Below are 21485 nucleotides of genomic sequence, written 5' to 3'. Positions count from 1 at the left end.
TCACAGAAAATTGAGTAATACTGATGCAGAGTTGCCACAACGTCTTTTCTTAGCGATATCGGACATCGGCAAGATTTTCGCTACTGTGTTGTGCGATCACCTAACAATGGGCGGAATGCGATCGCCTACAATTTCATCCCAAACAAACTGCTTCCAATTCACAGGGATTAACCCTTGTTGGACAAGTCTATTTCTCATACCATCATGCTTCCTATCAAGCCGCAGCGCATGGCATACAGGGCAAAGAGTTCTCAAATTAGAAGCATGGTTACTGCCACCAGACGACAATGGGCGAATGTGGTCGATGTGAGCAGTTTTTAAACAGACTGTTTTTTTACACAATTCATTGACTTTTGGAGGCTGGGTATCTGGACTTTGACACAATCCCTCATCTCTGGTGTAGATAGACTGCCGAGTGATTTTCCATTGTTCAAGAGGTTGACGCTTCCATTGGTAAACAGGCAGGTTTGGATGTTGGCGTTTTTGCTTGACTTGTTTGTAAAGTTCAACAGACATGACTTAACTCGACTTAACACAACATGACATAACGAGACGGAAGGTGACGGGACAGGTTTTAACGAAACCTGACGAACCAAATATTTAAAGAATGCTAAATTCCTTTAGCTCAAATCTTCCGTAACCAATGCTTCCTCTACCATCGCCAACACCTACCAATGTTCCAGCGTTGACGATCGCTGTCTCTAGTGACTTTCGATCAACAACAACCGAATCCCACAGAATAGTAAACGAACATCGCCATCCAGGTTTCACCGCCACACGGTAGCGAATGTTCCTCGCTTTAGTGGATGGGTTGCGTACACCAATCACTTCGACGTAGCTATCGGGTAATTTTTCAGTTTTGAGAGTTCCTGCTTCAATGACTTGAGGTGGATCTGGTAACTGAATTGGCTCGTCTTCATTACAGATATAAATCTGTTCGTCCATGACTTGTAAAGTGCTGGCAATATCTGCAAGTAAGTTACCTTTGCCACGTTTGACAGTTTTACCGCCATACTTAATGCAGCCGAAAAAATACGTTGGTAGCAAAAATAACTGGCGTTCTTCATCCATGAGAACTGTCTTTTTCCACTCATTAGGACTATTACCAGCGACACCATCTTTTTCTTTAGCTTCTAGTGGTAAAGCATCAACGCCAAAGTGGTGTATGGCAAGTGTTCTAGTTCCCTCAATTGAAACTTTTGCTTGCAGAATGTTGGCCATATTCAGACAGTAGGTGTAAATTCAGCAGAAATTACGGGAGTATGTTTCAGTTTGAAACCTCCTTGCTTGATTTTGATTTGTTAGTTGCCAAAAATTAAACTTTAGTGGCGATGGCGTTCCGCCCAGCTGATACCGTTGGCGAATTCCCTAAACAACTAAATTAGTTTTCTTGTTTCGGTGTATTACACGGAGAGCTATAACGATCTTCTCCATGTAATACACCGAAAAATCGCCGTTTTTATGTTAAGCAATATTTCGCCAACGGTATCCCAGCGTAGGCGATCGCCTGATCAAGAGTTTTCAGTTTGGTATCCTGGCGATCGCCCAACTTCTCACCAGACTGAATAATGCTATGACATGATTTTTGATGCTGGTATGCGATCAGCTACGCTGGGCGGAACGCCATCGCGGATCACAAAAATGTGGTTTATTCGGATCGCTAGGATCACTAAACACGGATCATTGATATTGTTGATTTCAAGCAGTTAGGTTTTGCTGTTCTAACGGCACATCGAAAATCAGTCTAAAACTGACACTGGGAATGAGTCGGCGCAAAACTTGTAGATGAGCTTCCGCATCGCTGCGGCGGCGAAAACGAGCGACAATCCGGTTCTGCATATTAGGTAACAGCCGAACTATACACCAAGGACTGAGTTTTTCAAGGTATGTCATCAAATTCTCCTGGTGATTATGTGTAATTTCCAAGACAAAAGCCAGCCTACTGTGAAGGTGGCTGGCAAGAAATATCATTTTGATATTGCAATTAAATGCCGTAGGGGCTGGTTGACAAATACCCTCATTTATCCTCAAAGATATCTATGAACCCGTCCCTACTTTCGTCTGGAAAACACAGGTTCTGCAACAGTTCTTCAGGAATCTCCTCAAAGTGTTCTAGTAGAAAGTTCATTAGGGCAAGGTGGCGTAAATCGGCTGGCATGGGACGGCGGTAGTTTTTACCTCTAGCAAACCAGCGTCGCACGGTAGAAAGGGAGCGATCGCAAATCTGCGCCATTTCTTCGTGGTTCACCTGCCACTTGGTGTAAAACTCCTTGGGAGTCATACCCAACTGACAATAACTGTAGAGTTGTATTAAATCTTGCTCTCGTTGTTTGAGTGGATGAGGATTCATCAGTGTGTCTCCTCGCCCATTGGTTCTAAATCTTCTTCCCAAGCAATATCCGCAGATGTCCAAGCAGCACTGGGACAATCTTTACTCAACCAAATCAGGTAGCACCAACTCCAGCAGCAGCGATGAGAAGCAAAGCTATAAAATCGACCGATGACAATACCCCAGTCAGTATCACTTTCATTACTAAGCCAACGCAGGCGATCGCCATATAAAAATCTCGGTGTTTTTGCTACATCAGGAAAGTTAGCGGGAAACTCAATAGATGCGTCTGGGTATTTCAGGTTAATCAAGCCTGGAGCTATATTTTGGTGATTGTGACGGATGAGATTTAGATAAGCGGTAATCAATTTACCATTGATGCTGTGAGTTAACGCAGAAATCAGAATTGCCGCTAGAGTTTCTATTTCTTGCTGCTGGAGTTGCATCCAGGTGCTATCAAAGTCTGCGTCAGAGTAGTTTTTGAGCTTGGCTAGTAATTCGGTGATGCCGAAATCATCTAAAGCTTGTTGATAAGCTCGGTGTTCTTCGGTTTTATAGCGAACAGGGTTTAACATTGTATGTGACTCCTGAATAGAGGGGCCAAAAGCCAGCGTCTGCCGTAGGAAAGTGGATCGCTGGCTTTTGACTTATCAGTAATTATACATAAATACGATGTACATTTATGTTAATTTATGCGTCTTAGTGTGTTTAATATAAAAAGACACAAGATAGCTTATGATGGTGATATGGGAAAAGTAACTGTAACTATTTACATGGAAGAAGTAGACAAAGAAGCCCTGCAACAATTGGCTGATGCAGAGGAGCGTTCTTTGTCTCAAATGGCGGTGTTAATTTTGAAACGAGCTATTAGACAAGCTCAGAATGACGGGACTATTACACCAAAATAAGCCCTAAAAAACCGGGTTTCTGAACGAAAAATTAAGGTTTCTAAGCTGAGGGATTTGCAAGAAACCCGGTTTTTAACCCAGGTGCAAGATAAGAGGATCGCTTCTCTACAAAACCTACCCCGCATTTTTTAGAAGCAGTAGGGGCGGGTTAACCAAGATAGTGGTGAATGATTGAATCATATCTGTAAACCCGCCCCTACAACCTCTGGAATCCATCATCGGCGATCGCTTTTCAGTTAGGAGAGTGCGATTATCTAATACAAATTAGTAATTTTTCTAAGTAAATTAACTGGCAAGCCAAGATTCCAAAAGCAAAGTTTCTACTTGCTGAATCCGTCGAAAATCATTGTCTGTGGAAACTACAGTGAGATTATAGTGAATTGCTGTGGCTGCAATCCAGAGGTCATTATCTCCAAAACCAAGGGCTTGCAGGTTGAAGTTTCTTCGCTGGGCTTTTTCTTTAGGCCCGAAAGCATTCACCAATTTGCCTTTGAGATTGCCATAAACCTCAGAAATTGAGAAATTGACGGGATAAATATCGATTGTGTCTAAAAATACTCTGACCTGCTGAAGATTGGCAACACTGCGATCGGATTTTGCTGCCATGTATAGGAGTTCTCCGCATACTACAACACTGGTAGCAATTCCTGCTTCGCTATGAAGCTGTAGTTGTTGGATTAGGTTATAATCACCAAAGATGATGCGGCTACAGTGGTTGGTATCAAGCAAATACATTAGAACTCTGTTTGGGAACGGGTGTCATAAACAAGCTGAAGGCATTCCTCGAAGTCGTTTCCTTGCCATGTGTTTGCAAACTTGAGTAAATCTTTGGCTTTAGAACCACGCAAAATCGGCTCTCCCTCTTTTTGAGGAACTTGTTGAGATAAAGTCTGAGGTTTCTGTTCTCTGGTTTTGAGATATTCGAGATAATCAAGGGTTTGCTCTAAAATCGAATCTGGTACTGTTTCGATCGCTTCGATGAGTTTTGCTTTGATTGAGGTCATGATCGGCTTGAGAGTCAAATGTCAGGGCTAATATCTTAATTTTGCCTTATCGTAAGTCTAAACGCGGTTTGTAGGGGCGGGTTCACCCAGATCATCATCAATAATCGAGCATATTTGTCAACCCACCCCTACGGAAAATGGCTATTAGGCTGTTAATACCTGTTTTGCGGCGACTTCCATCAGTTTCTCGCTGCTATCTCGCCCTTGTTTCAATTTGGCTTCTAGGGTATCGCAGAGTGACATCAGGCGATGTCTCTCTGCGACTGGCTACGCCTACGCACTTCTCTACAATGCGTTTTTGTTCTGCAAGTGGTGGAACGCCTACCAGAGAAAGTAGGGGCGGGTTCACCCAGATCATCATTAATCATCGAGCATATTTGTGAACCCGCCCCTACATAACATGGGTATTAAGCTGTTAATACCTGTTTTGCGGCGACTTCCATCAGTTTCTCGCTGCTGTCTCGCCCTTGTTTTAGTTTGGCTTCTAGGGTATCGCACAGAGACATCAGGCGATCGCACTTCTCTACAATCCGTTTTTGTTCAGCAAGGGGTGGAAGGGGAACAGGTAGATTACGAATTTGCTCTCTTGTGATATTCTTCATTGAATTACTAGTTCCTGTGCCTTGCCCAGCGTAATATTTTCTTGCTATTAGACTGTTGTTGTAGAGATTAAAGAATCTTTTATCTACTAAATTTGGGAAAGATACTCTAAGTGTTTTATCGTTAATCAATAATCGAGGTGGTGTATCTGAACCACATTCATCACTTATATTTTGACGCACAAGTTTACCTTGAACTGCTAATTGCAAAATCGCCTGACGCAGTTTAGGAATAGTTTCAGGGATACTGTAGAGTAAGTCAAAATTATTGCAAATGCGCTGCCAGTGTTGACGGAATTCATCAGGATTTTGGGAGGAGAGGAGTTGAGCGATCGCACTCTCATTCATCCTCACAATGCTCTCTTGCCTTTGCTGCTGCCGTTTTTCGATTTCGTCGCAGGTTGAGAGCAGGCGATCGCACTTCTCTACAATACGTTTTTGTTCTGCAAGTGGTGGTAAAGGAATAATTGCATCAGCTATTCGTTTCAAAGCTAACTTAGGTTGAGCTTGCTGATTTGTTTTTTCTTTAAACTGACTTTGCACTATATTAGAGTTTAGAGCAGTAAGAAAATATTTTTTATTTAATTCTTTGAATATAATTCTTGCTGCATTTTCGGTTAAGTTCATTTGATGGTAAAAATCAGGAACTTCTCCAACTTGTCCTATTGTACCTGCAATAGAAATATATAAGTCTTCTTTCTCAATAATGTAATTTTTAATTGCTTGATATACATCCTCATCAATATACTTCAAACCATCATTTACAATAGTTCCATTCTTCATATTGGTAACTTGAATATAGATATATGGGGTTGGAATTATCGCAAATGAAGCTCCTTGAGGTAAACGTTTTCCACCTCTAACTAAAGCAATTTCTCCAATACGAACCCACTTCCAGTTTTGAGGAATTTTATAGGGTTGTTCATCCAATTTAACGGGTAATACTTTTTCAAAATTTCTATATTTTTTCTCATCAATAAGTTTTGCTAACTTCTTTTGAGCTTCACTAACTAAAATACTGGCACATTCATCATCAGCTTGTTGTGAAAGTTTTCCGCATACTGACAATTGTAAAATGATTTCCCGTAACTTTACGATCGCATTTGGCGCATCAGTCAACAATTCAAAATTTTTAAAAAATGTATCTACTTTCATTTAAACGGATTCACAATTTATAATTGACTATCTACCACTAACCCATTCTGCATATCTTCAGAATAGAGAATACTTGCTCCCGCAGCTAAAGCACAAGCAACAATTAAACTATCCCAAAAAGAGAAATTATATCTACTCCGAATATTAGAAGAGTTCACCAAAATATCACGATTAAATGAAATAACGTGAGAACCTTTATAAAATGCCTCGATTAACTGTGTTATTTGTTGCTCAGTGAAAGAAGATTTTTTAATTAGATTTAGACAGACTTCATTAATAACTTGTGTACTAATGATTACCCCTTCAGCATCAACTAGACGACAAGCTATATTGCGTTTATTAATATCTTGATTATTCGCTAGAGCATAAATCCAGATATTAGAATCCAGAAAATAGCCATTTTCATAAATTGCGGTCATAAATCTCTTCTCGGTTCAAAGGAGGCCATTCAAACTCCACCGGATGCTCGATGAGTTCAGCAATAATATCTACTGCTGCTGTTTTTCTAACTTTTTTCATAACAATTACTTTGACAGACTCTCCATCTAGCTCTCCTTTATAAATTTCAGGAATTTGAATTACACCATCTTTGACAATACCTTGAAATTCTACTACTTCCATCTGCATAATCTAATCTCCAGATATTTTAAGTTATTTTGTTTCTATCTACTATTCTATAGTTTTATCAACTTGATGATTTAATGCTTCCATTAATTCAAACTTCAACTTACTCCGCACCTCACCCAACTCAGCCATGAGTTTTTGATGTTCTGCTAACATCTCATTTAAATCAGCGTGTTCTACATCAACTTTGTGAGGATTTTTAATATCTAGGTTGTAATTATTCGCCTTTAAATCTGCAATTGAAACTTGCCAAGCAAATTCATTTTCCTCGCGGTTATCCCACCATTCTTGCTCCAGTGCAAACTCCTCAAAGCGAATTGGCTTAGTTTTCGAGTATGATTTATACCCGGCTGGGTAAGGGTGTTCATAATACCAAATCGTTTCTGTTGGTTCCCCTTTCGTGAAAAATAGCAGATTAGTTTTAATACCTGTGTAGGGATTAAATACGCCATTTGGTAAACGAACAATTGTATGCAGATTGCAATCTTGCAGGAGTTTTTCTTTAATCCGCGTTTTTACACCTTCGCCAAACAGCGTACCATCTGGTAAAACTATTGCGCCTCTACCGCCTTCTTTGAGTAAATGAGCAATCAGCACCAGAAATAAATCTGCTGTTTCTCGTGTGCGGAATGTAGCGGGAAAATTGTCCTCAATTCCATCTTCTTCCATCCCACCAAAAGGCGGATTTGTGATAATTACATCCACCCGTTCGTGAGGACTGTAATCGCGCAATGGTCGTGCCAAAGTATTATCATGTTCTGCTGATGGTACATCAATACCATGTAAAATCAGATTCGTGACACAAAGGTTAAAAGGTAACGGCTTTTTCTCAGTTCCGCGAATCGTCCGTTGCAGAATTTCTGGGACATCAGCACTTTGAAAATGTTGGCGAATGTAATCAATTGCTGCTGTTAAAAAGCCACCAGTCCCGCAAGCTGGGTCAAATACAATTTCCCCTAATTGCGGTTTGATTCTATCTACAATAAACTTTGTCACTGCACGGGGAGTATAATATTCTCCGGCATTTCCCGCACTCTGCAAATCTTTGAGAATTTTCTCGTAAATTTCGCTAAACTGTTTTTTCTGGTCTTTTTTATTAAAATCAACTTCATTGAGCTTATTAATTACTTGGCGGATGAGAGTGCCATTTTTCATATAGTTGTAGGCATCCTCAAACACCTTACCAATCATCTGCCCACGGGCATCAGTTGCCGTAGTTCTCAGTTCTTTGAGGGTTTTAAATAAAGCATTATCTACAAAATCTAGTAAACCATCTCCCGTGATACCTTCAGAATCTGCTGCCCAATTCCGCCAACGCAAACCTTCAGGAATCGGAGATTTATAATTATCTTCTAACAGTTCATATTCTTCTTCACGAGCATCAAAAACTTTGAGAAATATCATCCAAACTAACTGGTTAATGCGTTGCGCGTCACCATCAACGCCCGCATCCTTCCGCATGATATCTTGAATAGTCTTAATTGTAGTGCTGATTGACATAATATTTTGACAGGTTGACGTTGCTCAGATCCCCGACTTTTTGAAAAAGTCGGGGATCTATGATCTCGTTTGGCAGACTACTAGAAGAGAAATCATATCCTATTCCTGGATGTCAAGATACTCGATACAGTTCTGACTTAAGAACCGACAAAGCTTGTAAGTAACCTTGCTTACCACCAAAAATCTTAATTATCTTTAACGGAGTGCCTAAATCGCTGATTGGTTGAACCTTTAACACATCCAGGCTTTCAATATCTTCAATTCCCTCATCAGCATACTTATCCAACAAAGCATTTAAAACCGTTCTGGTTTGCTCACCATAGTTGCTAAAGTAATTACGCTTGCGGACATTATTTGCCCTTTCTCTACGAGTTAGTGGCGGTTGGTCAAAGACTACATGACAAATCAAGTCTAATGGGTCAAAATCCTTACCAATCTCTTTTTCTAAAGCTTCCAAAGGCACTCCCAACTCTTGTAACTCTTGGATAATAGCCTGCTTCTGTTCTGTAGAGTGCCATTTCTTCAAGAAAGCATCTAATGAGGCGTACTCCTGACTAACTGTTTTGCGAGTATAGTCTTTAATCGATTCCGTAATCAGCTTACCGTCCTTGCCGTGGTATTGCTCACGAATAAAAGCAACCGCCACCTCTTCATCTGCAATTACATACTTCTCCTGCTTTTGCTTGCGGGTAATCTCACCATCAATGACTACCTCATCGTCTCCATTATCGGGCGGAACAATAGGATCAACTGGTTTTGGCTGATAAATTTGTACAGGTTCACCATCAAAATCAGGGTCAGCAAATAACACCGTCGCTTTTTTAAAGTCCATAATTGTGAAGAACATTTTGCCATAGTCTTCATCAATGCGAGTCCCGCGACCAATAATTTGCTTAAATTTGGTCATGGACAGGATACGCTGGTCTAAAACAATCAATTTGCAGGTTTTAGCATCAACACCCGTCGTCAACAATTCAGAGGTAGTAACAATTGTGGGATATTTACTTTCAGGGTCGATGAAATTATCTAATTCTGCTTTACCTTGAGCATCATCCCCAGTAATTCGCATAATGTAGCGGCTATTCTCCGCCACCAAATCAGTATTTTCATTCACCAATGCTACCCGCATCCGTTCTGCGTGGTCAGTTGTCTCACAAAAAACGATAGTTTTGGCAAAGCGATCGCTTGATTTGAGATAATCAGAAATAATCCGCGCTACTAACTCAGTCCGCTTTTCTAGAACCAGAGTTCTATCAAAATCTCGCTGATTAAATACTTGGTCGGGAATTTCTTTGCCATATTTATCCCGTTGTCCTGGCTTCGGTTTCCATCCACTCAAGTCTTTATCAAAGTCAATGCGAATAACTTTGTAGGGAGCTAAAAAGCCATCTTCAATTCCTTGTTTGAGTGAATAAGTAAATATTGATTCACCAAAATAAAGGCTATTAGAAACTTCTTCTGTTTCTCTTGGGGTAGCAGTCAAACCAATCTGCGTTGCACTGCTAAAATATTCCAAAATCTCTCGCCATGCAGAATCCTCAGATGCGCTTCCCCGATGGCACTCATCTATAATAATTAAGTCAAAAAAACCTGGTGAAAATTGGCGATAAATGTTTTTCGCTTCTTCATTTCCCGTTACCGCCTGATACAGACATAAATAAATTTCGTAAGATGTATCTATCTGTCGCTGCTTAATTTTGGTCATTTTTGAGCCAAAGGGTTTAAAATCGTTGACTCTAGTTTGATCAACCAAAATGTTGCGGTCTGCCAAAAACAGGATACGCTTTTTCGCTCCCGACTTCCACAACCGCCAGATAATTTGAAAAGCCGTAAAAGTCTTACCTGTACCCGTCGCCATCACTAATAGAATGCGGTTTTCTCCTGTGGCGATCGCTTCAATTGTGCGATTAATGGCAATCTGTTGATAATAGCGTGGCTGTTTTTTATCAGGACTAGGATAGTAATCTTGAGAAACAATTGGCTGAATCTCCGAGTCAATTCCCTTCCAATCACAGTATTTTTGCCAAAGTTCCTGCGGTGTCGGGAACTGATTGAGGGGAATTTCTCGCTCTCGCTGTCCCTCAGTAATTGTGCGATCACATATCATAAAAGCGTCGCCATTGGAGCTAAAGATGAATGGTACATCAATTAGTTCACCAGTTGCGATCGCTTGCTGCATTCCCGCACTAACGCTGTGATTATTATCTTTAGCCTCAATTACAGCCAGTGGTACACCGGGTTTGTGATACAGCACATAATCAGCGCGTTTCTGCTCACCTCGACTAGTAAGCTTACCTCTAACAATCACCCTACCTTTTGTCAGCGTCACTTCCTCTCGAATCTGAGTGTTGATATTCCAGCCCCGATTAACTAAAGCAGGCGTAATGTACTTTGTACAAATGTCACGTTCACTCAAAGATTTCTTGTCAATCGCTTCTGACATAAAAGGGTCGGTTTAGAGTTGAGGAGTACAGGCAGTGAAATTACATAGCCTACCGTAAATAATGTTAGGTATGTAACTTGTATTATGCTATATCTCCACTTCTAGATGTCAAATTAGCTACTAATATTGTTGATGGATGCGTTGGTTTAGCTGGCTGATGTCACTGTATACTAATGGGCGATCGCCCAAATTCAATCTTACTTTCTGCAAAGTCAAAATAAGCTGCAACTATTGTAAATAAAGCATTTCATATACCCTGTAAATGAGAGTTCCAATGAGATGATGAGACGACTTTTCTCCGTTCCCAATCATCTGCGAGAACAACTTCCTACCCTGACGGAAGATAATAAGCAAATCCTCCAACAGCAAAGCATTAGCCAAAATTCCCCAGGAAAAATTCTGCGGGACTTTCAAACCATCCTAGAATTTCTTCAACCAGACGGCGTTGAAGTCAGCAGCACGTATCACCAATTCTCTCTCAAATACCTCCAGCAACTCAATTCTCGCTTGAGTTACCCCATTGAAACTAACCTCAAGCGTCCCCAACAAAAATCATACCCCTACATTCACGGACTATACTTTGTCCTTCGCACATCTGGACTGTCTCAAGTTATTACCCAAGGCAAAAAAACCAAATTAATATTAGACGAACAACGCCTAAAAATTTGGCAAGGCTTCAACCCAACTGAACAATATTTCACACTCTTAGAATCCTGGCTACTTTGGGGAGAAGGTGAACTCTTAGGCGAATCTAGAGACATATACAGACCATTATTTCGCTGCTGCCAATTTTGGCGAGAAATTCCAGATGAAGGTTTAACCGTTAATAGTTACCAAGAACAAGATAAATTAGTCTATTATCCAGGCTTCCACAATCTTAGCCTGTTGCATTTATTTGGTTTTCTTGACCTCACTCCAGGAGAACCAGAACCCGCTAAAGGATGGCGTATCACTACTGTAAAACGCTGTCCTTGGGGAGATGCCATGATAGGTTTGCTCTCTGAAATTTATGATGAAATTGAACCACAACCAGAAGATGAAGAAATATCTCTGGATTTCCGCATCGCCTTTGAAAAACTCAAACCATATCTCCAACAATACTTTCCTGAATGGGAACAAACCTTAGTCATCGCCAACGGAGAGTTTAAGCAGGCAATTTATACTTTGAAAGTTACGCTGTTAGATGCTTGGCGACGCATAGCCATTCCTAGCGACCTCAATTTGGATCAAGTGGCCGCCGCAGTTGTGGAAGCATTTGATTTTGACTTTGAACACCTCTACCGATTCATTTACAAAGACCATATAGGACGCATTTTTGAATTTACTCATCCCTTTGTTGATATTCCCCCAAATACTGGCGATTTTCGCTTAGGTGAATTACCGCTTGAGGTGGGAAATCATCTGCAATTTACCTTTGATTTACTGGATGAGTGGGAGTTTGATTTGCAGCTAGAAAAGATTGAGCCTGTCAATGCAAAAATGAAAAAGCCCAAGATTCTTGAATATCATGGCGAACCACCAGCACAGTATTGTGAAGAAGGAGACGATGAGGATTAGCTTTACTGCGGTGATGGGCTATCCTTTCCTTTCTGCCACTGATTGAGTTTTATTCATCTTTAATTTGGCTACCAAATTACATCAACAGGATACTGTGTGATTTTATTATCCACAGTAATTATGGGCATTTTTTCCACTTGACTTTGAGCAATAATTATTCGGTCAAAAGGGTCTTGATGTAAAGCAGGTAGATTGACGACTTGTAAAGCGTGATTCATTTGAATGGGCAAACTTTCAAATCGGTTCATAGTCAACCGACTGGGAATGTAAGTTTCTGGTGGCTCTGGTAAATTTAATTTACCCAAACGAACTTTAATTACAATTTCCCATGCGCTTGCAGCACTAAAAAATAAGTTATTCCCTGAGTCAGCAATTATATTTCTAGCTGTAGATGAGAGTCGGTTATCGTCAATAACCCACCAAATAAACGTATGGGATCAAGTAATGCTCTCATGCTTCTGGGTCTGTTGGGTTGATAAAAGCATTTAGCACCTCATCGGGGAGAGGAGCATCAAAGTCTGGGGAAATTGTTACCTGACCACGGTCTAAACCTGGAATTCGAGGTAATTTCTGTTCAGCAATTGGGACTATACGCGCGATAGGAGTGCCTGCTTGAGAAATAATCACTTCTTCTCCTTCTAGCACTCGACGGAGTAGTTCAGCAAATTCAGCTTGACCTTCTGGAATTTCTAGGCTGTACATATATATAGTTAATGACAAGGATATTAATATCCTGGCATAGAGTTGTCATGGTCATCGGACATTAGAAACCTGTCAGAATTCGCCATGCGATGGCGTAACCGCCCAGCAGCGTAGCTGATTGCTCTTACCAAATTAATGTAAGGGAAAGTGGGGGCGATCGCTTCAACACTTCTGCTTGTATATAGTTCCAGATTTATTCTCTATCTTCCAACGCACCTAATGCTTTAAGGGTGGCTTTTTCAGCTTCGGTTAAGCCTTTAACGCCTGTTATATTCATACGTTCATAAGGTCTTTCAGGTATCAGGGTCGATATACAACAACCTGTTTGTATATCCCAAAGTTTTATTGTTCCGTCTTCACTACCGCTAGCCAAAATTTTCCCATCAGGGCTGAACGAAATAGATACTACCCAGTTAGTATGTCCTTCTAAAGTTTTAAAACACTCACCTGTATAAAAATCCCATAGCCTAATTGTTCTATCGTGACTGCTGCTGGCGATAATTCGACTATCTGGGCTAAATTCCACGAACCTTGCGTCACTGCTATGTCCTTGCAAAGTTTTGATACATTCACCAGTGCTTGTATTCCATAGTTTTACTGTTTTATCGTAGTTACCACCACCACTTGCTAATATTTGTCCATCAAGATTAAAGCTAACTGACCAAACCCAATCAAGATGTCCTTGCAAAGTGTTGATACATTGACCTGTACTAATATCCCATAGTTTTATTGTGTTATCTTCACTTCCACTAGCTAATAATTTGCCATCATGGCTGAAAGCGATAGATTTTAGCCAGTCTGTATGTCCTTGTAAAGTTTTAAAATGTTCACCAGTAGAAATATTCCACAACTGAATTGTTGTTTTGTCAGCAAAAGCTAGAAATTGACCATCTGGACTAAACACAGTCGGTAAAACCCAATTACTTTTCGCTTCTATAGTTTTTAGACAGCTACCATTACGTATATCCCAAATTTTTACTGTTTTATCTGAGCTTCCACTAGCTAGAATTTGTCCATTTGGGCTAATAGCAATAGATGTCACCCATGCTTTATGACCTTGTAAAATTTGGAAGCATTTGCTTGTATTGATATTCCATAATCTTACTAAAGTGTCGTTGCTACCACTAACTAAAGTCTTACCATCAGGACTAAAAGCAACAGATAATAGTAAATGGTGGTATCCTTGTAAAGAATTTAAACAATCGCCAGTATTAATGTCCCATAATCTTACTGCTTGGTCATCACCAGCACTGGCTAAAATATGATTTTGTGGGTGAAAGCTGACCGAACGTACCCAATTAAAATGACCTTGTAATATTTGAAAGCATTTACCAGTTTGTAAATCCCATAACCTTACTGTATTATCACCACTGCCAGTTGCGATTATTTGACCAATGTTATTAAATGCTACTGACCATACTGTACCAGTATGCCCCTCTAAAACTTTTACGCATTTACCTGTATCAATATCCCAAAGCCTTGCTGTATGATCCCTACTACCACTAGCAAGGATTTTACCGTCAGGGCTGAAATTAATCGACCTAATTCTATTAGTGTGACCATGTAAAGTTTGAAGACATTCACCTGTATTGATATCCCACAACTTTACTGTTTGGTCTTCCGCACCGCTAGCAAGTATCAGAGTATTAGGACTAAAAGCAACACAATATATTCTATTAGTGTGACCATGTAAAGTTTGAAGACATTTACCTGTATTGATATCCCACAACTTTACTGTTTGGTCTTGGCTGCTACTAGCTAGTATTTGGCTATTAGGGCTAAAAGCAACAGAATATATTCTATCAGTGTGTTCATTGAAAGTTTTAACGCATCTACCTGTGAGGATATCCCACAACTTTACTGTTTGGTCTTGGCTACCACTGGCGAGCATTCGACCATTGGGACTAAAGGCAATTGTTCGTACCCAATCAATATGCCCTTCTAAAGTGGACAGCCGTTTACAATCTATAAATTGCCATAAGTAGATTTCCCCATTAGCATCTGCTGTAGCAAAAATCCTTCCGTCTGGACTAAATGCTACTGACAAGACAGTGCCTAATACCTTAGTGAAAATAGAATTGCTCAGATTAGCTTGAGAAAAATTGACATGATGTAAAGTTGCTTCGGTCAAATCAGCTTGTAAAATTACCGCTTGAGAAAGGTCAAGATGATTTAATGCAGCCTTATCTGCTTTTACTAAAACAGTTGCCGCATTCCCACCAACATAGCCAACCTCATCCTCACTTCTTCTCCTTGTCCCCTTAATAACTTTAATAATTGCCTCTGTTGCTTCAAGATCAACCATCGGCAAAAGTAAATCCATGACAGCTTTGGTAAGTGGCGTTTTTCCAAAAGTTTCCCTCAACTTCTCCAAAGATTCACTTATAAATGCCTTAAGTGGTGCGATCGCCTCACCACTCCTTTGACGCGAAAAATAACTAGACCAAGTATAATCAACAGGGACGACGCTTTTATCTACAAGCGATTGCGCTTGGGCCAATTCTGTAAAATCGCTAGATAACACCCCCAACTCTGCCGCAAACTTATACGCCACAAAAAACTCTAACAGTGACCTATGAGCCGGAGTGTAGTCACCATCAGCATTACGGACAAGCATGGTCTGTCCCATCATGTCATAATGCCAGTGATCTAAATCTTTCTCTTCTTGCACAACAGAATCAAATAAGCGACGAATACGTTCTGGGAACAAGCGATAATTAAGACTCATTTGGTCAGTAGACAACATCTCCCAAGACAGTTCGCATAAAAAGTACAACTTATCTGCCAAGGAAGTAAAAGTACGTTCTGCCTTAATATCTCGTTCCATCTTGCGCCGCACTGCATACAGATAAACCCGTGACATATCAATAGGTTTACCGGACTCAATATCTGGCAATGCTTCCAAAATTAAATCAGTCATCACTGGACGACGGGCTAAGTCTAATAATTGCGAATTGCCCATGACTTGTTCAACTGTGGCTGGTTCAGCTTGGTATAACAAAACCTGCCGTATTTGCTCATCGTTGAATTTCTCCAGTTCCAGCACTTCAAATTGTGGTGTTTCCCCAGTTAGTTTCTTCGTAGATGCTTGCAGTTCTGCGTTGAGTAAAGCGCGTCCTTCTTTCGCCTCTGGGAAATGTTCAGTACGACAGGTGAGAATAACTTTAGAACCTGGAACTACTACCTTTGCGAGTTCCCAGAAATTGTTGATCATCTGTTGGCGGTCAACTTTTGCTGCCATTTCGTCAAAACCATCGAAAATAAGCAGCAATTTACCCATCCGGTTGAGTTGGTCAAACACTTCGCTATTTAAGCGGATATTGTGTTGAGTAAAGAAGAAACCTGCCAAAACATTTTCTACATTTAAAGCCTTGGCAAAGTCACGCAGGGTGATTACTAGAGGTAAACGGGGACGTTCAACACCACGTTTTTGAGCATCCTTGTAACGTTGCAGTGCTGTCCAAGCATAGTGAAAGACAAACCAAGTTTTACCTGTGCCAAATTCTCCCAGAATGGAAATATGTTCTTTAGTAGGGTCATCCAGCCAAAGGTCGATGTAACCATCAATCCAACCGTCTTCTGCTTCATAACGGCTGACACCAATTCGCCGCTTAGTTACTGGATCAATTTCTTCTTTAGTGCAAGCAAGCGGCACATACTTTTGATCAATCTTGCGGCGTTTGATTTCCGCTTCTAACCAATCAAGATAACCAGTAAAGTCAGCATCTAAATCAATCAGTTCGTCAAATGTAAAACAATCAAGGTGACGATTTTCTTCTTTCTTGACTTCATCGCGTGCTGCACGGGAAATGCGTCGGGTACTGACTAACCAGCCTTCATCAGTTTTTTGTTGATTAACTGATTGACGCAAAGCCATAACGTCACTCAGTCCCACTTCTCCTGCAACCCCACGTACAAGAATGCGGTCATAACTGCGGCGGACTGGAACTTTGATAATCCATTCAAAATATTCTTCTGCCCAGATTTCATATTTTTCTAGGCGGTAGCCCAAGGTTTCAAACCATCCTCGCATTTGTTGGGCTAAGGCGATCGCTCTACATTGATTTTCAGTGGCAGTTGGGGTTAATGCTGGATAATTCTGGGTGGCTAATCTTGCCATTTCTGTCCGAATTCCTTCCAGTGTAGGCAATCTCTCCAGTTGTTCTTGGATACTAGCAATCCTTTTATGTAAAGAACCAATCTGCTGACTCATCAAAACATCAGCAGGTGTGCGACTGCGTTTGGCGACTTCAATAAATACAGTCGCAAACGCAGCTACTTCTCTTCTCACGTCCAGTTCTAAGCTTCTGATTTCATCACCCAAAGTACAAGCATCAAGAAAAGTATCAACCTCAGACAGCAGAATTGAGGGGTTATTATGACCTAATGCTTTGCGAAAAGCCTGTTTAATGGCCTCTTGTCGAAATAATTCCAGAAATGCTTTTGGTTTGCCAACACCATATTCGACTAAGGTGTAGGCGTAAACACCGCTAAAATCCGCAGGTGGATGCTCTGGATCAAGGTTAAATTGCTGGAGTAACTTAATTACTGTCTCACTACGCAGGATTTTTTCTTTAATCACAGGATTGGCAATGCTAGTAACTGCGCTGATAACTAGATCCAGGTTAATTAAGCTCATTACGACACCCCGAAAACGTAGAGCAACCTTGTTAAACTATGGTTAATTACTATTATTACAAGGGATATCTGAGATATAAAAGTTTTCTTTTATACTTTCTCAAGCATTACCTGATTGTCGGTTTGAAGGTTTATGGGTAGCAATGGCACAGAGCGCCCACTGTAGGTGGTGGCAGTCACAAAAATCTCCAATTTGTTGTGTTAACGCCATTTGCAATAAGATAGTAGAACCATGCGATCGCTAAAAATGAGAAAGTTGGCGATCGCCCAAATTTAATCCTAATTCCCCAAAACCTATATACATATTTAATTATTTCTGTCAATAGTTCAATCTTAATCAGAAGTTGAAAAGTCAGGAAATTTTAATATTGTTCTGTTGGGTGTAAATTGGGTGTAGAAATTGTAAAAATAAGTTGAAACTGTTGTAAATAAAGGATTGTATATAGCCTTCCAAGCTATTAATGCGGGTTCGATTCCCGCCGCCCGCTTTCATCTTAAAACCCTTGTGAGGTAAGGCTTACAAGGTTTTTGTGTTTATGTAAATAAATGACAACTTGACGCATTTGCTTATGGGGAAAGTTTCAATACACCCGTAAGCAATAATTACTCATCCGAAAGGGAATGTCAGCTTTTGGTCTAGTTTGGAATTCCAGATGGAGGACGATTTCATCTGAATGCAAAAAAATTAGCGCATCTGCACGTATTAGTTAGAGTGATAATCCAGATGGACTAATTTCAGTGAGCGTCATTGGTTCATTCAGCAGCCAAGTAGCAAAGTCACTGGAAAATGATTCGGCAAAAAAATTTACAGACATGATCAAAGATAGTTCGTAATTATATCAGTACTTTTCTGTGTCAGTGAGAAATGAATTAGGTAAGTAGTTAGAAAAATCTTCACCATGAACTTATGACTCCAATAGATATTCTCATTCTTTCTAATGGCCCAGGGGAAGTAACAACCTGGGTGCGTCCAGTAGTTAAAGCTTTACGGGAAAAATTGGGTGATGACCGTGACGAGGTGAGGATTTCCGTCCTTTTGTCACCTTGTCCTAATGCTAGTGGTAAAGAAGCAGCGATCGCCCTTTCTTACCCAGAAGTAGACCGAGTACAATCAGCAGAGTATTTTTGGCAGTTTTTGTTATGGGGTAAAACTTTTGACAATTGGGATTGGAGAAAGAAAGGCGTAATTGTTTTCCTGGGAGGCGACCAATTTTTTCCGGTAGTCATAGGCAAAAAACTCGGATATCGCACAGTAGTATATGCCGAATGGGAAGCGAGATGGCATAACTTAATCGACCGCTTCGGAGTCATGAAACCCCAACTTTCAGCTAAAGCCTCAGCAAAATATGCTCACAAATTTACAGTTGTCGGCGACTTAATGCTAGAAGCCAATTCCTCAGATATCACTCCCAACTCCCAACTCCCCACGCCCGACTTCCCAATCATCGGTATTTTGCCAGGATCAAAAGCGGCAAAACTAGCTCAAGGTGTACCGTTAATGTTAGCGATCGCTGAATACATCCACAGCAGAAAACCGCAAACAAAATTTGTTATTCCCGTAGCCCCAACTTTGGATTTGGAAACTTTAGCTAGTTTTGGTGATTCCCAAAAAAACCCTTTTGTGGAAACTTTTAAATTTTCCAGTACTACTTTAGTCTTGACAGAACAAAGCAATCAAAAACCGCTACTGAAAACAGGTAAAGGTTTAAATGTGGAGCTATGGCAAGAAAATCCTGCCTATGAATTATTATCCCACTGTAGTCTTTGTTTAACTACGGTGGGAGCCAATACAGCTGAATTAGGTGCTTTGGGTGTGCCAATGCTTGTTTTGCTACCTACACAGCAACTTGATGCTATGCGTTCTTGGGATGGTTTACCAGGAATTTTGGCAAATTTACCCGGAGTGGGTTCAACTTTTGCCAAGATAATTAACTGGCTATTTCTCAGACGCAAAGGTTTATTAGCATGGCCTAACATCTGGGCGCAAGAAGAAATAGTCCCAGAACTTGTAGGTAAACTCCAGCCTGAAAAAGTTGGGGATATGGTTATAGATTTATTGACTCATCCCGAAAAATTAGCCCAAATACAAACAAAACTCCGCCGTGTTCGTGGTGAAAGCGGTGCCGCCCAGAAGATAGCACAAATTGTTAGTGAAGAAATTGAGAAGTTGGGAGAATAGAGAGGGGGAGGAGGGGGAGAAGAGAATTTGATAACCAATAACTAATGACTATTGACTAATTAATCAGATTGCCCGTCACGTCGTCCTAGTTCATAAATACCGCAACCCATACAAGCTAGTATACCCGTGCTAATAGCCCAGCCTCGACCTAAGCTGATTTCTATTCCCCAGTTACATAAAGTGCCGACTATCAGAAATGGCACAATACTAAAAAGTGAGGCGTAAAAGGCGTTTTGGGCTTCTCTGGCTTTGCGAGTTTTTTCAAATTCTGTTTGGCTAGTATATAGCGATCGCTCCGCAAAGTTAAACCAACGGTTGAGTTGTTCGATTACCCATTCACTCACCGGGGAAAAGCCTAAATATAGCGCCAAAGACCATAAAGTCGATCCGGCGATCGCAATTGTGTTCAATTCAAAACGGAAAGGAAAGATTTCAGTCAGCATGGCTTGGGGGAGTCCTGCAAGTGGTCAGATTGACGTTTCGGCTAAAGTCAATCGACATATTCAGCAATTTTAAGCATAAAAGCTAACAATATTTTGAATACTTGGCAACTATTTTTTGAGATGAGTTGCCATTTCATTCGTAAAATTATTGCAAATGGTCACTAGCTCATGAATGAATAAAAATTTACATTTAAAAATTTTGATGAACTTGTCACTAACAATACAGAGTTGAGAATCACTTCGATTATTAATTGTTTATTTTGACACAATTACTTACTTAAGTATATACGTAGGTACTAGAGTAAGTACACTCCATATTTTATATATTTTTTCCAAACAAGCATTTATTTGATATCAAGTAACCACCTATAGTGATATTTTTTCAGGTACATTTGACAGGTTAAAGCTTTATATCGTAAGCTATTTGACTAAAGATGTAGAAAATGCTCAGTACATACGTAAATATTAATTCCCATGAGCCATAAAACACACCTTTTTTAAAAGTAGTAAGTTTAAATTTTCTGTTTAATTTTTCGATTGTATTTACACAAAATTCACAGAAATTAGATTTAAGTATATTAAGTGGCTTGAGGAATAAAAAATGATTAATAGGCAACAAAAAGTAGCACTTTCTGGAGCCACGCTATTAGCATTAGGATTAAATATAGTTAGCTTCATAACTTTATTACCTAAAGCCGAAGTTGTGATAGCTAGAGAAATACAGTCAAGTAAAACAGCAAAAAGTAGTGGTTGGCTAGCGGCTTCTTTTCCAGTGGAGAATTTTCAAGCTTACACATCTGCATTTGGCTATCGCCGTTCTGCTACTGGCGGAACTGGGTGGGAATTTCACAGTGGCTTAGATATTGCTGCTCCCCAAGGTAGTTATATTCGCAACTGGTGGGCTGGTACAGTTATGAAAGTTGGCGATAAAAATGCCTGTGGTACGCACATAGTAATTAAGTCAGGGGAATGGGAACACACCTACTGTCACATGGAAGGCTATGTAGACTCCGCCAATGGTCGTCGTTATTTCATTGACCGCCCAGGCGGTATTCAGATTTGGGAAGGTCAAACTATACCCACTGGAGCCAGAATTGGTAGAGTAGGGATGACTGGACGCACAACCGGGCCACATCTTCATTGGGGAATGAAATACGCTAATAACTATGTAGATCCAGCAATGGTATTGCGAGAAATGTTTTCCCAACAGCAAGTTGCTAGAGGTCGTTCAAACGCCAACATTCAGCAATCACAAGTAATTATTCAAGAGTCAAGTAATACTCCTAATTTTGGATATTAGTTATGCTGAATTCAACTATTTAAAGTGAGATATTAGATTATGTATAAAAATGAAAATCAACAAAAAACAACTACTTAGTACAGAAACACTAAGAGTTATGAAGG

The 21485-nt window shown here is 40.3% G+C and carries 21 protein-coding genes and 1 pseudogene; 5 read left to right on the top strand and 17 right to left on the bottom strand.

What is annotated here, in order from left to right:
* Nucleotides 1–96: 96 nt before the first annotated feature.
* The 5 genes from H6G18_RS05580 to H6G18_RS05560 form a co-directional block, all read right to left on the bottom strand.
* Nucleotides 97–516: an HNH endonuclease gene (locus H6G18_RS05580; RefSeq protein ID WP_190406096.1), complete on the bottom strand. Its 420-nt coding sequence runs from the start codon at nt 514–516 to the stop codon at nt 97–99.
* An 84-nt stretch (nt 517–600) separates the two neighbouring features.
* Nucleotides 601–1221: a hypothetical protein gene (locus H6G18_RS05575; protein WP_190406095.1), complete on the bottom strand. Its 621-nt coding sequence runs from the start codon at nt 1219–1221 to the stop codon at nt 601–603.
* A 477-nt stretch (nt 1222–1698) separates the two neighbouring features.
* Nucleotides 1699–1893, bottom strand: a complete 195-nt coding sequence (locus H6G18_RS05570) for a hypothetical protein (protein WP_190406094.1) — start codon at nt 1891–1893, stop codon at nt 1699–1701.
* A 124-nt stretch (nt 1894–2017) separates the two neighbouring features.
* Nucleotides 2018–2350 (bottom strand): helix-turn-helix domain-containing protein, encoded by a 333-nt coding sequence (locus H6G18_RS05565; RefSeq protein WP_190406093.1) that lies wholly within the window; start codon nt 2348–2350, stop codon nt 2018–2020.
* Nucleotides 2350–2904 carry a hypothetical protein gene (locus H6G18_RS05560; protein WP_190406092.1) on the bottom strand — a complete coding sequence of 185 codons (555 nt, stop codon included), beginning with the start codon at nt 2902–2904 and terminating at the stop codon, nt 2350–2352. Before H6G18_RS05560 ends, H6G18_RS05565 begins: the two co-directional genes overlap by 1 nt.
* 129 nt (nt 2905–3033) lie before the next feature.
* Here H6G18_RS05560 and H6G18_RS05555 point away from each other — a divergent pair, with 129 nt between their 5' ends.
* Nucleotides 3034–3237: a ribbon-helix-helix domain-containing protein gene (locus tag H6G18_RS05555; RefSeq protein WP_313954417.1), complete on the top strand. Its 204-nt coding sequence runs from the start codon at nt 3034–3036 to the stop codon at nt 3235–3237.
* Nucleotides 3238–3522: 285 nt separating this feature from the next.
* Here the strand turns inward: H6G18_RS05555 and H6G18_RS05550 are convergent, their stop codons facing one another.
* Both H6G18_RS05550 and H6G18_RS05545 read right to left on the bottom strand, forming a co-directional pair.
* The gene (locus tag H6G18_RS05550; protein WP_190406090.1) at nt 3523–3972 is read right to left on the bottom strand and encodes a type II toxin-antitoxin system VapC family toxin; all 450 of its coding nucleotides are present in this window, start codon (nt 3970–3972) and stop codon (nt 3523–3525) included.
* The gene (locus H6G18_RS05545; RefSeq protein ID WP_190406089.1) at nt 3972–4241 is read right to left on the bottom strand and encodes a hypothetical protein; all 270 of its coding nucleotides are present in this window, start codon (nt 4239–4241) and stop codon (nt 3972–3974) included. The genes H6G18_RS05550 and H6G18_RS05545 overlap by 1 nt, the downstream gene beginning before the upstream one ends.
* A 249-nt stretch (nt 4242–4490) precedes the next feature.
* Here H6G18_RS05545 and H6G18_RS05540 point away from each other — a divergent pair, with 249 nt between their 5' ends.
* Nucleotides 4491–4640: a hypothetical protein gene (locus H6G18_RS05540; protein ID WP_190406088.1), complete on the top strand. Its 150-nt coding sequence runs from the start codon at nt 4491–4493 to the stop codon at nt 4638–4640.
* A gap of 8 nt (nt 4641–4648) precedes the next feature.
* On the opposite strand, the gene H6G18_RS05535 is transcribed toward H6G18_RS05540, so the two are convergent.
* The 5 genes from H6G18_RS05535 to hsdR all read right to left on the bottom strand — a co-directional run bounded on the left by H6G18_RS05535 (nt 4649) and on the right by hsdR (nt 10562).
* Nucleotides 4649–5995 carry a restriction endonuclease subunit S gene (locus tag H6G18_RS05535; RefSeq protein WP_190406087.1) on the bottom strand — a complete coding sequence of 449 codons (1347 nt, stop codon included), beginning with the start codon at nt 5993–5995 and terminating at the stop codon, nt 4649–4651.
* A 17-nt stretch (nt 5996–6012) separates the two neighbouring features.
* Entirely contained in the window at nt 6013–6414 is a 402-nt protein-coding gene (locus H6G18_RS05530) for a PIN domain-containing protein (protein WP_190406086.1), read from the bottom strand.
* On the bottom strand, nt 6398–6622 hold the full coding sequence (locus tag H6G18_RS05525; RefSeq protein WP_190406085.1) for a hypothetical protein: 225 nt from the start codon (nt 6620–6622) through the stop codon (nt 6398–6400). The genes H6G18_RS05530 and H6G18_RS05525 overlap by 17 nt, the downstream gene beginning before the upstream one ends.
* A gap of 42 nt (nt 6623–6664) precedes the next feature.
* Nucleotides 6665–8119, bottom strand: coding sequence for a type I restriction-modification system subunit M (locus tag H6G18_RS05520; RefSeq protein WP_190406084.1), 1455 nt, complete (start codon nt 8117–8119; stop codon nt 6665–6667).
* 112 nt (nt 8120–8231) lie between these two features.
* Nucleotides 8232–10562, bottom strand: a complete 2331-nt coding sequence (gene hsdR, locus H6G18_RS05515; RefSeq protein WP_190406083.1) for an EcoAI/FtnUII family type I restriction enzme subunit R — start codon at nt 10560–10562, stop codon at nt 8232–8234.
* A gap of 279 nt (nt 10563–10841) precedes the next feature.
* Between hsdR and H6G18_RS05510 the strand changes: the two genes are divergently transcribed.
* Entirely contained in the window at nt 10842–12119 is a 1278-nt protein-coding gene (locus tag H6G18_RS05510; protein WP_190406082.1) for an IS1096 element passenger TnpR family protein, read from the top strand.
* A 68-nt stretch (nt 12120–12187) separates the two neighbouring features.
* Here the strand turns inward: H6G18_RS05510 and H6G18_RS05505 are convergent, their stop codons facing one another.
* From H6G18_RS05505 to H6G18_RS24585, 4 genes and pseudogenes are all read right to left on the bottom strand, one after another.
* Complete coding sequence (locus H6G18_RS05505; RefSeq protein WP_313954418.1) at nt 12188–12493, bottom strand: type II toxin-antitoxin system VapC family toxin; 306 nt, start codon at nt 12491–12493, stop codon at nt 12188–12190.
* Nucleotides 12494–12569: 76 nt separating this feature from the next.
* Nucleotides 12570–12821 carry a type II toxin-antitoxin system Phd/YefM family antitoxin gene (locus H6G18_RS05500; protein ID WP_190406081.1) on the bottom strand — a complete coding sequence of 84 codons (252 nt, stop codon included), beginning with the start codon at nt 12819–12821 and terminating at the stop codon, nt 12570–12572.
* Between the two features lie 193 nt (nt 12822–13014).
* On the bottom strand, nt 13015–17460 hold the full coding sequence (locus tag H6G18_RS05495; protein ID WP_190406080.1) for an NACHT and WD40 repeat domain-containing protein: 4446 nt from the start codon (nt 17458–17460) through the stop codon (nt 13015–13017).
* A 583-nt stretch (nt 17461–18043) separates the two neighbouring features.
* Nucleotides 18044–18284 (bottom strand): annotated as a pseudogene (locus tag H6G18_RS24585) (Rpn family recombination-promoting nuclease/putative transposase); the annotation flags it as partial.
* A gap of 82 nt (nt 18285–18366) precedes the next feature.
* Here H6G18_RS24585 and H6G18_RS05490 point away from each other — a divergent pair.
* Entirely contained in the window at nt 18367–19638 is a 1272-nt protein-coding gene (locus H6G18_RS05490) for a lipid-A-disaccharide synthase (RefSeq protein ID WP_190406079.1), read from the top strand.
* Between the two features lie 59 nt (nt 19639–19697).
* On the opposite strand, the gene H6G18_RS05485 is transcribed toward H6G18_RS05490, so the two are convergent.
* A complete protein-coding gene (locus tag H6G18_RS05485; protein WP_190406078.1) occupies nt 19698–20081 on the bottom strand; it encodes a hypothetical protein in 384 nt (127 codons plus the stop codon).
* Nucleotides 20082–20682: 601 nt separating this feature from the next.
* Here H6G18_RS05485 and H6G18_RS05480 point away from each other — a divergent pair.
* Nucleotides 20683–21381: a M23 family metallopeptidase gene (locus tag H6G18_RS05480; protein ID WP_190406077.1), complete on the top strand. Its 699-nt coding sequence runs from the start codon at nt 20683–20685 to the stop codon at nt 21379–21381.
* Nucleotides 21382–21485 lie beyond the last annotated feature (104 nt).

It is taken from the genome of Anabaena subtropica FACHB-260 (genome assembly GCF_014697105.1).
GTDB lineage: Bacteria > Cyanobacteriota > Cyanobacteriia > Cyanobacteriales > Nostocaceae > Trichormus > Trichormus subtropicus.
This window is presented reverse-complemented; position numbering and strand designations above follow the sequence as displayed.

Bases quoted from the DNA above. Each gene is read 5' to 3' on its own strand.
- H6G18_RS05580 (WP_190406096.1), bottom strand. From the start codon at position 516: ATGTCTGTTGAACTTTACAAACAAGTCAAGCAAAAACGCCAACATCCA.
- H6G18_RS05530 (WP_190406086.1), bottom strand. From the start codon at position 6,414: ATGACCGCAATTTATGAAAATGGCTATTTTCTGGATTCTAATATCTGG.
- H6G18_RS05570 (WP_190406094.1), bottom strand. From the start codon at position 1,893: ATGACATACCTTGAAAAACTCAGTCCTTGGTGTATAGTTCGGCTGTTA.
- H6G18_RS05510 (WP_190406082.1), top strand. From the start codon at position 10,842: ATGATGAGACGACTTTTCTCCGTTCCCAATCATCTGCGAGAACAACTT.
- H6G18_RS05520 (WP_190406084.1), bottom strand. From the start codon at position 8,119: ATGTCAATCAGCACTACAATTAAGACTATTCAAGATATCATGCGGAAG.
- H6G18_RS05545 (WP_190406089.1), bottom strand. From the start codon at position 4,241: ATGACCTCAATCAAAGCAAAACTCATCGAAGCGATCGAAACAGTACCA.
- H6G18_RS05540 (WP_190406088.1), top strand. From the start codon at position 4,491: ATGTCTCTCTGCGACTGGCTACGCCTACGCACTTCTCTACAATGCGTT.
- H6G18_RS05525 (WP_190406085.1), bottom strand. From the start codon at position 6,622: ATGCAGATGGAAGTAGTAGAATTTCAAGGTATTGTCAAAGATGGTGTA.
- H6G18_RS05495 (WP_190406080.1), bottom strand. From the start codon at position 17,460: ATGAGCTTAATTAACCTGGATCTAGTTATCAGCGCAGTTACTAGCATT.
- H6G18_RS05550 (WP_190406090.1), bottom strand. From the start codon at position 3,972: ATGTATTTGCTTGATACCAACCACTGTAGCCGCATCATCTTTGGTGAT.
- H6G18_RS05480 (WP_190406077.1), top strand. From the start codon at position 20,683: ATGATTAATAGGCAACAAAAAGTAGCACTTTCTGGAGCCACGCTATTA.
- hsdR (WP_190406083.1), bottom strand. From the start codon at position 10,562: ATGTCAGAAGCGATTGACAAGAAATCTTTGAGTGAACGTGACATTTGT.
- H6G18_RS05485 (WP_190406078.1), bottom strand. From the start codon at position 20,081: ATGCTGACTGAAATCTTTCCTTTCCGTTTTGAATTGAACACAATTGCG.
- H6G18_RS05575 (WP_190406095.1), bottom strand. From the start codon at position 1,221: ATGGCCAACATTCTGCAAGCAAAAGTTTCAATTGAGGGAACTAGAACA.
- H6G18_RS05565 (WP_190406093.1), bottom strand. From the start codon at position 2,350: ATGAATCCTCATCCACTCAAACAACGAGAGCAAGATTTAATACAACTC.
- H6G18_RS05535 (WP_190406087.1), bottom strand. From the start codon at position 5,995: ATGAAAGTAGATACATTTTTTAAAAATTTTGAATTGTTGACTGATGCG.
- H6G18_RS05500 (WP_190406081.1), bottom strand. From the start codon at position 12,821: ATGTACAGCCTAGAAATTCCAGAAGGTCAAGCTGAATTTGCTGAACTA.
- H6G18_RS05560 (WP_190406092.1), bottom strand. From the start codon at position 2,904: ATGTTAAACCCTGTTCGCTATAAAACCGAAGAACACCGAGCTTATCAA.
- H6G18_RS05490 (WP_190406079.1), top strand. From the start codon at position 18,367: ATGACTCCAATAGATATTCTCATTCTTTCTAATGGCCCAGGGGAAGTA.